The sequence below is a fragment of the Kitasatospora dryopteridis genome, from assembly GCF_050749075.1.
Lineage (GTDB): Bacteria > Actinomycetota > Actinomycetes > Streptomycetales > Streptomycetaceae > Kitasatospora.
The window spans coordinates 4,366,721-4,380,799 of sequence record NZ_CP192749.1; the positions used below are offsets into that span (position 1 = coordinate 4,366,721).

A 14,079-nucleotide genomic window follows, 5' to 3' on the forward strand; every position below is an offset into this window, starting at 1 on the left:
CGCGCACGCCGGTCTGTAGCGAATGCGCCGTACCGGCGATACGACTTCCGGAACGACACCTCCGCCTGACAGGATCAGCCCACCCGATCATCACCACCCGTGCCGCCCCGGGCACGTCGTGTGATGGCCACTCAGAAACCGCAAGCCCCCACACCCCGAGGAAGCGGCCGACGTTGAACCTCATGCGCTGGAGCGCTCGGCTCACCGGAACCCCATGGCGCCCCGCCCCGTCCTCGACGTCCATCGAAACCGTCCCCCTCCCCGGCCCCCGCGACCCCGACGCCGTGCCCGGCGCTCTCGACCACCGCGAGATCCACGAGCTGTACGAGCTGCGCGGTGTCCTCGACCGGCTCCCGGCCCCCGTCGCCGTCACCTACGGGCCGCTCCACCAGCTCGGGTACGCCAACAACGCCTACCGCGAGCTCTTCGGCGAGCGCACCGCCGGCCTGCCCGCCGCCGAGGGCCTCCCCGAACTCGGCGCCCTCGGCGTCCTCCCCCTCATGGACCAGGCCCTCCGCGGCGGACGGCCGCGCAGTGTGAAGGCCCGCTGCATCCTCGGCGCCGCCGGCAGCCGCTACTACAACGTCGCCTGCGTCCCGCTGGCCGCCGCCCCGGCGCCGGCCCCGCAGGACGGCGCCGAGCCGCTCCGCCCCGCCGCCCAGGACCTGTCCCGCCCTCCCGCCGGCCTGCTCATCTACGCCGCCGAGGTCACCGACCAGGTCCAGGCCGCCACCCGGGTCCGGGAAGCCGAACGCCGCCAGCGCGAGGCCGCCGTCACCCTGCAGCGCAGCCTCCTCCCGCAGAAGCTCGAACAGCCCGCCGACCTCCGCGTCGCCGCCACCTACCAGCCCGGCGGTGCCGACGCCGCGGTCGGCGGCGACTGGTACGACGTGATCCGCCTCGGCAACGGCCGCACCGCCCTCGTCATCGGCGACGTGATGGGCCGCGGCCTGCGCGCCGCCGCCGTCATGGGCCAGCTGCGGACCGCCGTCCGCGCCTACGCGCGGCTCGACCTCCCCCCGCACGAGGTCATGGGCCTCCTCGACGGCCTGGCCATGGAGATCGACGCCAACCAGATCGCCACCTGCACCTACGCGGTCTGGGACCCGGCCTCCGGAACCCTCGAGTACGCCTCCGCCGGCCACCTCCCCCTACTGCTGCGCTGCCCCGACGGCAGCGTCCTGCAGGGAGAGGAGCAGAACGGCCCGCCGCTCGGGACAGGGACGGGCAGCCACGTCTCCCACACGCTGAAGCTCCTGCCCGGTACCACCGGCGTCCTCTACACCGACGGCCTGGTCGAGCGCCGCGACGAGGACATCGACCACGGCCTGGACCTGCTCGCCCGCACCCTGGCCGGCGCCGCCGGCAGCCCCGAGGTGGTCTGCGCCCGGCTGCTGCGGGCCATGGGCGTCACGGCGGAGCACGACGACGACGTGGCCGTGCTGGCCTTCCAGCTGCCACTTGAACCGGAGGCGTCGGATGTGTAAAGTTCTCCGAGTTGCCTGACAGGGAGCACCGGACGAGCGTTCTGCGCGGACGGTCCCGGGGCGGCCAATCCTCTGAAACACCACTTCCCGGTTCGGGCTGGGTCGCGTCTTGCTGCGTGCTGTCGCGTCTCAGTGCGAATTCGGTGTGCGCTTTTTCGGGGATTGTGTTCGGGCCGGCGTCGGATTCGCTTTTCGGAGCGGGGATCGGCTAAGGTTTGAAACGTCGGACGGGCCGTCAGGTCGGTTCCGGCAAAGCGGTGGAGAAAGCAGGTCGGCGAAGAGCACTGACTCGGGTCTGATAAGCTGGAAACACGAAAGAGCGAAACGCCCGGAGGGTCCGCTGGAAGGCGGTCCGAAGGAAGTGTCCGTTCCTTGAGAACTCAACAGCGTGCCAAAAGTCAACGCCAGATATGTTGACATCCCCGGCCGGTCCTTCGTGGATCGGTTGGAGATTCCTTTGGAAATAACACAGCGAGGACGCAGTGCGCGGGACCGCCCTATTCCGGTGGTTGCCGTGCCGCTCAACGCGAGTGTGCACCCGATAACGGGTCATCATTCACGGAGAGTTTGATCCTGGCTCAGGACGAACGCTGGCGGCGTGCTTAACACATGCAAGTCGAACGGTGAAGCCCTTCGGGGTGGATCAGTGGCGAACGGGTGAGTAACACGTGGGCAATCTGCCCTGCACTCTGGGACAAGCCCTGGAAACGGGGTCTAATACCGGATACGACCCGCCCCTGCATGGGGGTGGGTGGAAAGCTCCGGCGGTGCAGGATGAGCCCGCGGCCTATCAGCTTGTTGGTGGGGTAATGGCCTACCAAGGCGACGACGGGTAGCCGGCCTGAGAGGGCGACCGGCCACACTGGGACTGAGACACGGCCCAGACTCCTACGGGAGGCAGCAGTGGGGAATATTGCACAATGGGCGAAAGCCTGATGCAGCGACGCCGCGTGAGGGATGACGGCCTTCGGGTTGTAAACCTCTTTCAGCAGGGAAGAAGCGCAAGTGACGGTACCTGCAGAAGAAGCACCGGCTAACTACGTGCCAGCAGCCGCGGTAATACGTAGGGTGCGAGCGTTGTCCGGAATTATTGGGCGTAAAGAGCTCGTAGGCGGCCTGTCGCGTCGGATGTGAAAGCCCGGGGCTTAACCCCGGGTCTGCATTCGATACGGGCAGGCTGGAGTGTGGTAGGGGAGATCGGAATTCCTGGTGTAGCGGTGAAATGCGCAGATATCAGGAGGAACACCGGTGGCGAAGGCGGATCTCTGGGCCATTACTGACGCTGAGGAGCGAAAGCGTGGGGAGCGAACAGGATTAGATACCCTGGTAGTCCACGCCGTAAACGTTGGGAACTAGGTGTTGGCGACATTCCACGTCGTCGGTGCCGCAGCTAACGCATTAAGTTCCCCGCCTGGGGAGTACGGCCGCAAGGCTAAAACTCAAAGGAATTGACGGGGGCCCGCACAAGCAGCGGAGCATGTGGCTTAATTCGACGCAACGCGAAGAACCTTACCAAGGCTTGACATACGCCGGAAACTGGTAGAGATATCAGCCCCCTTGTGGTCGGTGTACAGGTGGTGCATGGTTGTCGTCAGCTCGTGTCGTGAGATGTTGGGTTAAGTCCCGCAACGAGCGCAACCCTTGTTCTGTGTTGCCAGCGAGTAATGTCGGGGACTCACAGGAGACTGCCGGGGTCAACTCGGAGGAAGGTGGGGACGACGTCAAATCATCATGCCCCTTATGTCTTGGGCTGCACACGTGCTACAATGGCCGGTACAAAGGGCTGCGATGCCGCGAGGCGGAGCGAATCCCAAAAAGCCGGTCTCAGTTCGGATTGGGGTCTGCAACTCGACCCCATGAAGTTGGAGTTGCTAGTAATCGCAGATCAGCATGCTGCGGTGAATACGTTCCCGGGCCTTGTACACACCGCCCGTCACGTCACGAAAGTCGGTAACACCCGAAGCCGGTGGCCTAACCCTTGGGAGGGAGCCGTCGAAGGTGGGACCAGCGATTGGGACGAAGTCGTAACAAGGTAGCCGTACCGGAAGGTGCGGCTGGATCACCTCCTTTCTAAGGAGCACACAGCAGCTTCGGACGAGTGTTCCGGAGTGCTCGCTCATGGGTGGAACGTTGACTATTCGGCACACACGGTAAGGGGTCACCAGTACTGCTCTTCGGGGCGTGGAACGTGGATCACCGCCGGGTGGGTCGGGCACGCTGTTGGGTCCTGAGGGAACGATGGTTTCCTCGTGGATGCCGGCCCCATGCGAGGGCGCTGCTTGGCAGTGTCGGAGTTTGGGTGTCTGGTCGTTGTTTGAGAACTGCACAGTGGACGCGAGCATCTGTGGCCAAGTTTTTAAGGGCGCACGGTGGATGCCTTGGCACCAGGAACCGATGAAGGACGTGGGAGGCCGCGATAGGCCCCGGGGAGCTGTCAACCGAGCTTTGATCCGGGGGTGTCCGAATGGGGAAACCCGGCAGTCGTCATGGGCTGTCACCCATACCTGAACACATAGGGTATGTGGAGGGAACGCGGGGAAGTGAAACATCTCAGTACCCGCAGGAAGAGAAAACAACCGTGATTCCGGGAGTAGTGGCGAGCGAAACCGGATGAGGCCAAACCGTCATGGTGTGAGACCCGGCAGGGGTTGCCGTGACGGGGTTGTGGGAGTGGGCTTGACCGGTCTGCCGGCCGGTCGGCGAGTCAGAAACCGTTGGTGTAGTCGAAGGACATGCGAAAGGTCCGGCGTAGAGGGTAAGACCCCCGTAGACGAAACATCAGCGGCTTGCTTGCCTATTTCCCAAGTAGCACGGGGCCCGAGAAATCCCGTGTGAATCTGGCGGGACCACCCGCTAAGCCTAAATATTCCCTGGTGACCGATAGCGGATAGTACCGTGAGGGAATGGTGAAAAGTACCGCGGGAGCGGAGTGAAATAGTACCTGAAACCGTGTGCCTACAAGCCGTGGGGGCAGTCTTCGGACTGTGACTGCGTGCCTTTTGAAGAATGAGCCTGCGAGTTTGCGGTGTGTAGCGAGGTTAACCCGTGTGGGGTAGCCGTAGCGAAAGCGAGTCCGAATAGGGCGTTCGAGTTGCATGCCCAAGACCCGAAGCGGAGTGATCTAGCCATGGGCAGGTTGAAGCGCGGGTAAGACCGTGTGGAGGACCGAACCCACCAGGGTTGAAAACCTGGGGGATGACCTGTGGTTAGGGGTGAAAGGCCAATCAAACTCCGTGATAGCTGGTTCTCCCCGAAATGCATTTAGGTGCAGCGTCGCGTGTTTCTTGCCGGAGGTAGAGCACTGGATAGGCGATGGGCCTCACCGGGTTACTGACCTTAGCCAAACTCCGAATGCCGGTAAGTGAGAGCGCGGCAGTGAGACTGTGGGGGATAAGCTCCATGGTCGAGAGGGAAACAGCCCAGAACACCGACTAAGGTCCCCAAGCGTGTGCTAAGTGGGAAAGGATGTGGAGTCGCAGAGACAACCAGGAGGTTGGCTTAGAAGCAGCCACCCTTGAAAGAGTGCGTAATAGCTCACTGGTCAAGTGATTCCGCGCCGACAATGTAGCGGGGCTCAAGCACACCACCGAAGTCGTGTCATTGCAGCAATAGGGCCAACGCCCGCTGTGATGGGTAGGGGAGCGTCGTGTGCCGGGTGAAGCGGCCGAGGAATCGAGTCGTGGACGGTTCACGAGTGAGAATGCAGGCATGAGTAGCGATACAAGAGTGGGAAACTCTTGCGCCGATTGACCAAGGGTTCCTGGGTCAAGCTGATCTGCCCAGGGTAAGTCGGGACCTAAGGCGAGGCCGACAGGCGTAGTCGATGGACAACGGGTTGATATTCCCGTACCCGCTGTGAAGCGCCAACGCTGAACCCTCTGATGCTAAGCCCGTGAAGCCGCCCCGGATCCTTCGGGTGAAGGGGAGTGGTGGAGCCGGCGGCCCAAGGTGGTAGTAGGTGAGCGATGGGGTGACGCAGGAAGGTAGTCCAGCCCGGGCGGTGGTTGTCCCGGGGTAAGGGTGTAGGACGTCACGTAGGCAAATCCGCGTGACACATAGTCTGAGACCCGATGCCGAGCCGATTGTGGTGAAGTGGATGATCCTATGCTGTCGAGAAAAGCCTCTAGCGAGTTTCATGGCGGCCCGTACCCCAAACCGACTCAGGTGGTCAGGTAGAGAATACCGAGGCGTTCGGGTGAACTGTGGTTAAGGAACTCGGCAAAATGCCCCCGTAACTTCGGGAGAAGGGGGGCCAGCCCCGGTGACGAGTCTTGCACTCCGAGCTGGGGGTGGCCGCAGAGACCAGCGAGAAGCGACTGTTTACTAAAAACACAGGTCCGTGCGAAGCCGTAAGGCGATGTATACGGACTGACGCCTGCCCGGTGCTGGAACGTTAAGGGGACCGGTTAGTCCGATTTCGGTCGGGCGAAGCTGAGAACTTAAGCGCCAGTAAACGGCGGTGGTAACTATAACCATCCTAAGGTAGCGAAATTCCTTGTCGGGTAAGTTCCGACCTGCACGAATGGCGTAACGACTTCTCGACTGTCTCAACCACAGGCCCGGTGAAATTGCATTACGAGTAAAGATGCTCGTTTCGCGCAGCAGGACGGAAAGACCCCGGGACCTTTACTATAGCTTGATATTGGTGTTCGGTTCGGCTTGTGTAGGATAGGTGGGAGACTTTGAAGCAGCAACGCCAGTTGTTGTGGAGTCGACATTGAAATACCACTCTGGTCGTGCTGGATGTCTAACCTGGGTCCGTGATCCGGATCAGGGACAGTGTCTGGTGGGTAGTTTAACTGGGGCGGTTGCCTCCTAAAGGGTAACGGAGGCGCCCAAAGGTTCCCTCAGCCTGGTTGGCAATCAGGTGTTGAGTGTAAGTGCACAAGGGAGCTTGACTGTGAGACTGACGGGTCGAGCAGGTACGAAAGTAGGGACTAGTGATCCGGCGGTGGCTTGTGGAAGCGCCGTCGCTCAACGGATAAAAGGTACCCCGGGGATAACAGGCTGATCTTCCCCAAGAGTCCATATCGACGGGATGGTTTGGCACCTCGATGTCGGCTCGTCGCATCCTGGGGCTGGAGTAGGTCCCAAGGGTTGGGCTGTTCGCCCATTAAAGCGGTACGCGAGCTGGGTTTAGAACGTCGTGAGACAGTTCGGTCCCTATCCGCTGTGCGCGTAGGAGTGTTGAGAAGGGCTGTCCCTAGTACGAGAGGACCGGGACGGACGAACCTCTGGTGTGCCAGTTGTCCTGCCAAGGGCATGGCTGGTTGGCTACGTTCGGGAGGGATAACCGCTGAAAGCATCTAAGCGGGAAGCCTGCTTCGAGATGAGCACTCCCACCTCCTGGAGAGGGTAAGGCTCCCAGTAGACGACTGGGTTGATAGGCCGGATATGGAAGCCCCGTGAGGGGTGGAGTTGACCGGTACTAATAGGCCGAGGGCTTGTCCTCAGTTGCTCGCGTCCACTGTGTTGGTTCTGAAACCGCGAACAGGCCTTGTGCCGGTTGTTCGATGTGTTTCACAGTGTTTCGGTGGTCATAGCGCGAGGGAAACGCCCGGTCACATTCCGAACCCGGAAGCTAAGCCTCGTAGCGCCGATGGTACTGCAGGGGGGACCCTGTGGGAGAGTAGGACGCCGCCGAACAATTCTTCAGAGAAGCCCCGCCCGGGTCCCGGGCGGGGCTTCTCGCATTTCCGGGTTTCCTCCGGAAGCCGAGCGTGTGCGACGTAGGGTCGCGGTATGGAGACCACGACTACGTCGCCGACAGGCGAGAGCATCCGTGTCACGTCCGAGCTGTCGGCCGAGGATCTTCGGATCGCGCGGGCCGTTCTGACGGCGGCCGCCGTCGACGACGGCCGGGAGGCGGTCTCGGAGGCGGGCCGGCTGCGGCTGCGCGAGGCGTCGGAGCGGCCCGGGGTCCGGCACGTACTGCAGACGCTCGGCGGCCGCCCCGCCGGGTACGCGCAGCTCGAGGTGCCGGGCGACGGCACGCCGGCGACCGCGGAGCTGGCCGTCCACCCGGAGGTGCGGCGCCAGGGGCTCGGCGGCCGCCTGGCCGATGCCGTGCTGTCCACGGCTCCGCAGCTGGTGCCGGACGGCGAGACCCTGCCCGGGATCGATTTCTGGGCGCACGGCGGCCACCCGGGGTCGACCCGGCTGGCCGAGCGGTACGGGGCGAAGCTCGTCCGTGAGCTGCGGCAGATGCGCCGGCCCGCCGGCGAGGTGCCCGAACCGGTGCTGCCGGAGGGGGTGGAGCTCCGCACCTTCCGGCCCGGCGAGGACGACGCGGCGTGGCTGCGGCTGAACGCACTGGCCTTCGCCCACCACCCGGAGCAGGGCGCCTGGACGGAGGCCGACCTCGCGGACCGGCTCGCGGAGCCGTGGTTCGACCCGGCGGGCTTCTTCCTGGCCACCCGCGGGAAGGACCTGGTCGGCTTCCACTGGACGAAGGTCCACCCCGACGGCCTCGGCGAGGTATACGTGGTCGGCGTGGCCCCCGGCGAGCAGGGCAGCGGGCTGGGCCGGGCACTCACCGCGGCCGGACTGCGGCACCTGGTGCGCGACCGCGGGGTGCCGGCCGTACTGCTCTATGTGGACGCTGACAATCCGGCTGCGGTGCGGGTATATGACCGATTGGGATTCACCATCCACGAGGTGGACCTGATGTACCGCGTCCAGGTGGCGGAGGTGCCGGGCGGGCCCGTCCCACGGGGGTGACCGACTCAGCTTTCCTCCTGGCCATGCGGTGTTTACCGTGGATTCAATTGACGCCGCGAAGATCACAGGATGACGCCCGTAGTGCCTCGTCCCCGTTCGGCCCACCGGCCGGCGCCGTTCCATCCGGTCGCCCCCGGCGGGTGGGCGCTGGAGTGGCGGGACGAGGACGCTGCGTACGTCGCACACACGTACGCCGCCGTGAAAACGGCTGACGGCCGCGGTACGTGCGCCCGGGACTTCGCCCTGCAGGAGGAGCTGGCACCGATGACCATCCCTGGCCCCGTCTCCGCTTCGTCCGGTGCGGCCTCCGGTGCCGCCTCCGGCACGGGCTCCAAGGCGGCCAAGGGCCGCACGCGGGTCCCCAAGGCCGGCCGTGCGGCCGTCGCCGACGGGAAGCCGCAGGCAGCGGCGGCCCGCTCCGCGGCCCCGGCTCCGCCGTCCACGCTGCCGAGCGTCATCTCGAACGCGCTCGGCCTGCCGCTCAACGACGAGCCGGCGGTCGTGCGCACGCCCCGCTCGGCGGCCGCCGCCACCTCGACCGGCGGCGTGCACTCCGCGCTGGCGGACGTCGAGACCGAGTTCGGCATCCTGCCCGAGGGCCGCTTCCTGGACCGCGAGCGGAGCTGGCTCGCGTTCAACGAGCGGGTGCTGGAACTGGCGGAGGACCCGGACATACCACTGCTCGAGCGCGCCAAGTTCCTGGCGATCTTCGCCAGCAACCTCGACGAGTTCTTCATGGTCCGGGTGGCCGGTCTGAAGCGCCGGATCGCGACCGGCGTCGCCACCCGCAGTGCCTCCGGGCTGCAGCCGCGCGAGGTGCTGGACCTGATCTGGCGGCGTTCGCGCGAGCTGATGGCCCGCCATGCGGCCTCCTTCCAGCACGAGGTGCTGCCGGACCTGGCCGCCGAGGGCATCGAGGTGGTGCGCTGGCCGGAGCTCGAGGACAAGGAGCAGGCCCGGCTGCACACGCTCTTCCGGCAGCAGATCTTCCCCGTGCTCACCCCGCTGGCGGTCGACCCCGCGCACCCGTTCCCCTACATCTCCGGGCTGAGCCTCAACCTGGCCGTGGTGGTGCGCAACCCGGTCTCCGGGCACAAGCACTTCGCCCGGGTGAAGGTGCCGCAGTCGCTCTCCCGGTTCCTGGAGGCCTCGCCCCAGCGGTACGTGCCGCTGGAGGACGTCATGGGGGCGCACCTGGAGGAGCTGTTCCCCGGCATGGAGGTCCTCGCCCACCACGCCTTCCGGGTCACCCGCAACGAGGACCTGGAGGTCGAGGAGGACGACGCCGAGAACATCCTGAAGGCGCTCGAGAAGGAGCTGATGCGGCGGCGCTTCGGCCCGCCGGTCCGCCTGGAGGTCGAGGAGTCGATCGACCCCTACATCCTCGACCTGCTGGTGCGGGAGCTGAACGTCAGCGAGGCCGAGGTCTTCCCGCTGCCCGGCCCGCTCGACCTCACCGGGCTGTTCGGCATCGCGGACCTCGACCGGCCGGAGCTGAAGTACCCGAAGTTCGTCGCCGGCACCGCCCGCGGGCTGACCGACGTCGAGTCGGCCTCCCAGCCCGACATCTTCGCCGCGATGCGCGAGCGGGACGTGCTGCTGCACCACCCGTACGACAGCTTCTCGACCTCGGTGCAGGCCTTCCTGGAGCAGGCGGCCGCCGACCCGCACGTGCTCGCGATCAAGCAGACGCTGTACCGCACCTCCGGCGACTCGCCGATCGTCGACGCGCTGATAGACGCGGCCGAGTCCGGCAAACAGGTGCTCGTCCTGGTCGAGATCAAGGCGCGCTTCGACGAGCAGGCCAACATCAAGTGGGCCCGCAAGCTCGAGGAGTCCGGCTGCCACGTCGTCTACGGCCTGATCGGCCTCAAGACGCACTGCAAGCTGTCGCTGGTGGTGCGCCAGGAGGGCGAGACGCTCCGCCGGTACGCCCACGTCGGCACCGGCAACTACCACCCGAAGACCGCCCGGCTGTACGAGGACCTCGGTCTGCTCACCGCCGACCCGCAGGTCGGCGCGGACCTCTCGGACCTCTTCAACCGGCTGTCCGGCTACTCGCGCCGCGAGTCGTACCGGCGCCTGCTGACCGCGCCGCGCGGCCTGCGGGACGGCCTGGTCTCGCGCATCCACGGGGAGATCGCGCACCACCGGGCGGGCCGGCCGGCGTACGTGAAGATCAAGGTCAACTCGATCGTCGACGAGGTGCTGATCGACGCGCTGTACCGGGCCTCGCAGGCCGGGGTGCCGGTGGACGTGTGGGTGCGCGGCATCTGCGCGATCCGCCCCGGCGTCTCCGGGCTGAGCGAGAACGTCCGGGTCCGCAGCGTGCTGGGCCGGTTCCTGGAGCACTCGCGGATCTTCGTGTTCGGCAACGGCGGCGAGCCCGAGGTGTGGTTCGGCAGCGCGGACATGATGCACCGCAACCTGGACCGCCGGATCGAGGCGCTGGTGCGGGTCTCCGACCCGGCGCACCGGGCCGAGCTGTCCGGCCTGCTCGACCTCGGCGTCTCCGACGAGACGGAGTCCTGGCACCTCGGGGCGGACGGGAGCTGGACGCGCCACTCGGCCGACGCCGAGGGCAAGCCGCTGCGGCACGTCCAGGACCTGCTCATCGCCTCGCGCAAGCGCCACCGGAGCACGGCCGCAAGCCGCTGACCACTGCCCGGGCCGCCGCCCGCGCTCCCGGTCCGGCGGTGGCCGGGCCGGCGGCCGCGGGGACGGCCCGGGACGACCACATGGGGGAGTCCTTGCCATGACCGATTCGCCGATGACGGCCCCGGCGGCGCCGAGCGCATCCGCGGGGGAAGTCCTCTCCGGCTACCTCACCTCCCAGGCCGGCGCGTTCCTGCGCGCGCTGCCGCAGGCGGTGGGCGAGGCCGGATCGAGACCGGGCTCGCTCCCGGCCTCGGCGGCGGGCGCGGACGACCTCCTGCGCGCCGTCCGGCGGATCGGCGGTGCCCTGCACACCTATGCGGCGGCCTTCGATCCCGGCTGGGCCGGCGAGCTGCGGACCGAGCTGGCCTGGCTGCTCGACCTGCTCGGCCGCGAACCCGGCTACCGGCGCCGCTCGGCCCGGCTGCTGGCCGCCCTGGACTCGCTCAGCGACGCCGCCTCCGAGACCCCCGGCATGCTGTCCGGGCACACGGGCGCACCCAAGGCCCGCGCGCTGCTGGAGCGCCAGCTCGCCCTGGCCCGCACCCGGGCCCACACCTCGCTGCTGCAGCAGCTGCGGACGGCCAGGCTGCACGCGCTGGCCGACCGGATGACCCTGCTGACCGGGGAGGTGCCGCTGCTCGCCGGGACCGCCGGGCAGGAGGGCAGCGCGCTGCTGCCGCAGGCGTCCGCGGCGCTCGGTGCGCTGGCCGCCGGGGCCGAGAAGCTGCCGCTGGCCAGGGCCGTCCAGCCGTACGGCGGGGACGGCCTGCACCGGCTGTCGTCGGTGCCCGCGGCCCGCAGCGGGCCGGCGCCGGCCGCGGCGGACGCCGATTCCCTGCTCGCGGCGGACGACGAGCCCTGGCACCGGGTGCGGGTGCTGGTGAAGCGGGCCCGCTACGCGCTGGAGGTGTGCCAGGTGCCCACCGCCGAGCTGGACGGGCTGGACGCCGTCCTGGACCGGCACCGGGACGCCTCCGACGCCGCCGCCACCGCCTCGACCGCGGCGCGAACCCCGAGGATCACGCCGGCGACCGCGTACGTGCTCGGTGTGGTGCATGCTGATCAACGACTGGAGGTGGAGGCGGCCCGGTACGCCTTCGGCCACCAGTGGCCGAAGCTCCCGCACCACGGATGGCACGAATGGGCGACCGCCTGACCGCAGCGCAGCAGCGCGCTGCCAACCCCTTCCACGTCCGCCGTCCCGTGCGGGCCCGGGCCGGCGCCCGCACGGTCGCACGGAAGGCCGTGCCGGGCTACGGGCCGACGATCCTCGCGGCCGGCGGCGTGCTGTGGGTGCCCGGGCCGCCCAAGAAGAGCGGCGGACTGAAGAAGCCGCGGATCGCGGTGATCCACCGGCCCAAGTACGACGACTGGAGCCTGCCCAAGGGGAAGCTCGACCCGGGGGAGGGCTGGCGGACGGCTGCCCTGCGGGAGCTGTACGAGGAGACCGGGATGCGCTGCGTGCTCGGCCCGGAGCTGCCCACCCAGCACTACCTGGTCGAGGGGCGGCCCAAGGAGGTCCGCTACTGGGCGGCCTCGCCGGTCGTCGGTTCGTTCACGCCCGGACGCGAGGTCGACCGGCTGGAATGGCTGCCCCCGAAGAAGGCGAAGGCCCGTCTCACCCATGTCCGGGACCGGGCGCTGGTGGACGCGCTGCTCGCCCTGCCGCACGGCGCACAGGGCTGACCGAGCGCCCTTTCCGGGGGTTCCGCCGGGGTGCTCCGGTGCAGGTCAGCGCGGTGCCGGGGGTGATCTCACCGCGCCCTCACCGTGACGCAACCGTTACTACCGGACCCGGTTTCCTGTCGTCCGTTCGAGGTTCACCTTTCGTTCATTTGCGACCGCCTGACGCGTCACCTGCCGCGCCTACCTTCGGGACCACCGGAGGGCCGAACGGGCCCCGGACCACAGCAAACCCGCGCCGATCGAGCCATCGATGAGCTCGCCAGGGCGTCGGCTATGCCTCAGAAAGGGACATCCCAGTGAAGCTCCAGCGGAACGGCTCCAAGGCCCTCGCCATCGGTGCCATGGCGCTCGTCGGCTCGCTGTCGCTCGCGGCCTGCGGTACGGACGACAACTCGACCAGCAGCACCGGCAGCAGCGCCGCGGCCTCCGGCGCGGCCCCCGCGGCCCAGATCGCCTGCGGCAAGGGCGGCCAGCTGCTGGGTGCGGGCTCGACCGCCCAGACCAACGCGATCGACGTCTGGAAGGCCGCGTACGGCTCCGCCTGCTCCGGCTCCACCATCACCTACGGCGGCGGCGGCTCCGGCGCCGGTGTGCAGCAGTTCAACCAGGGCAAGGTCGCCTTCGCCGGCTCCGACTCCGCCCTCAAGCCCGCCGAGGTGGACGCCTCCAAGGCGGTCTGCACCGGCGGCCAGGGCGTCAACCTGCCGATGGTCGGCGGCCTGATCTCGATCGTCTTCAACGTCGACGGCGTCGACAAGCTCGTCCTCGACGGCCCGACGATCGCCAAGATCTTCGACTCGCAGATCACCAAGTGGAACGACCCGGCGATCGCCGCCCTCAACTCCGGCGTCACCCTGCCGGACGCGCCGATCCAGGCCATCCACCGCTCGGACGACTCCGGCACCACCGCCAACCTGACCGGCTACCTGGCCAAGGCCTCCGGCGGCGCCTGGACCTACCCGGCCAGCAAGACCTGGGCGGGCAAGGGCGGCCAGTCCGCCAACGGCTCGGCCGGCGTCTCCGCGCAGGTCAAGCAGGTCAAGAACTCGATCAGCTACGTCGAGCTCTCCTACGCCCAGACCAACAGCCTGAAGAGCGCCGCCATCAACACCGGCGCCTCCAAGCCGGTCGACGCGACCGCCGAGAACGCCGCCACCACCTTCGCCAAGGCGAAGATCGCCGGCACCGGCAGCGACCTGGCGCTGAGCCTCGACTACGCGACCAAGGACGAGGGCGCCTACCCGATCGTCCTGGTCACCTACGAGATCGTCTGCGACAAGGGCAACAAGGCCGAGAGCCTCGACACCCTGAAGTCCTTCCTCACCTACACGATCAGCGACGCCGGTCAGCAGGCCATCGGCGCCAAGGGCTACGTCCCGCTGCCGAAGGAGCTGAGCTCGAAGGTCCAGGCCGTCATCCCGACCCTGGCCTGATCCCCGCACCACCGGCGGGGCGGCCCTCAAAGGGGGGACGGGCTGCCCCGCCGGGAGCACCACCGCAAAGCACCACACGTCCGGGGCACCGCCGC

5 protein-coding genes, 3 rRNA genes and 1 pseudogene are annotated in these 14,079 nt (G+C 67.4%); all 9 read left to right on the top strand.

Going from position 1 to position 14,079, the window contains the following annotated elements; translation table 11 throughout:
• Positions 1 to 173: 173 nt before the first annotated feature.
• Positions 174 to 1,460: pseudogene (locus tag ACQ614_RS19935) on the top strand (PP2C family protein-serine/threonine phosphatase); the annotation flags it as partial.
• Between the two features lie 582 nt (positions 1,461 to 2,042).
• A 16S ribosomal RNA gene (locus ACQ614_RS19940) occupies positions 2,043 to 3,557 on the top strand.
• Between the two features lie 276 nt (positions 3,558 to 3,833).
• Positions 3,834 to 6,939 (top strand): 23S ribosomal RNA (locus ACQ614_RS19945).
• Positions 6,940 to 7,016: 77 nt separating this feature from the next.
• Positions 7,017 to 7,133 (top strand): 5S ribosomal RNA (rrf, locus tag ACQ614_RS19950).
• Together the 16S, 23S and 5S rRNA genes form the textbook arrangement of a ribosomal RNA operon.
• Positions 7,134 to 7,229: 96 nt before the next feature.
• The gene (gene mshD / locus ACQ614_RS19955) at positions 7,230 to 8,207 is read left to right on the top strand and encodes a mycothiol synthase (RefSeq protein ID WP_431679871.1); all 978 of its coding nucleotides are present in this window, start codon (positions 7,230 to 7,232) and stop codon (positions 8,205 to 8,207) included.
• Positions 8,208 to 8,471: 264 nt separating this feature from the next.
• Entirely contained in the window at positions 8,472 to 10,865 is a 2,394-nt protein-coding gene (locus ACQ614_RS19960) for an RNA degradosome polyphosphate kinase (RefSeq protein ID WP_431679872.1), read from the top strand.
• Between the two features lie 97 nt (positions 10,866 to 10,962).
• A complete protein-coding gene (locus tag ACQ614_RS19965) occupies positions 10,963 to 12,021 on the top strand; it encodes a CHAD domain-containing protein (RefSeq protein WP_431679873.1) in 1,059 nt (352 codons plus the stop codon).
• A gap of 89 nt (positions 12,022 to 12,110) precedes the next feature.
• Positions 12,111 to 12,551, top strand: coding sequence for an NUDIX hydrolase (locus tag ACQ614_RS19970; protein WP_431683971.1), 441 nt, complete (start codon positions 12,111 to 12,113; stop codon positions 12,549 to 12,551).
• 296 nt (positions 12,552 to 12,847) lie between these two features.
• A complete protein-coding gene (gene pstS / locus ACQ614_RS19975) occupies positions 12,848 to 13,984 on the top strand; it encodes a phosphate ABC transporter substrate-binding protein PstS (RefSeq protein WP_363499647.1) in 1,137 nt (378 codons plus the stop codon).
• The last annotated feature ends 95 nt before the right edge of the window (positions 13,985 to 14,079 follow it).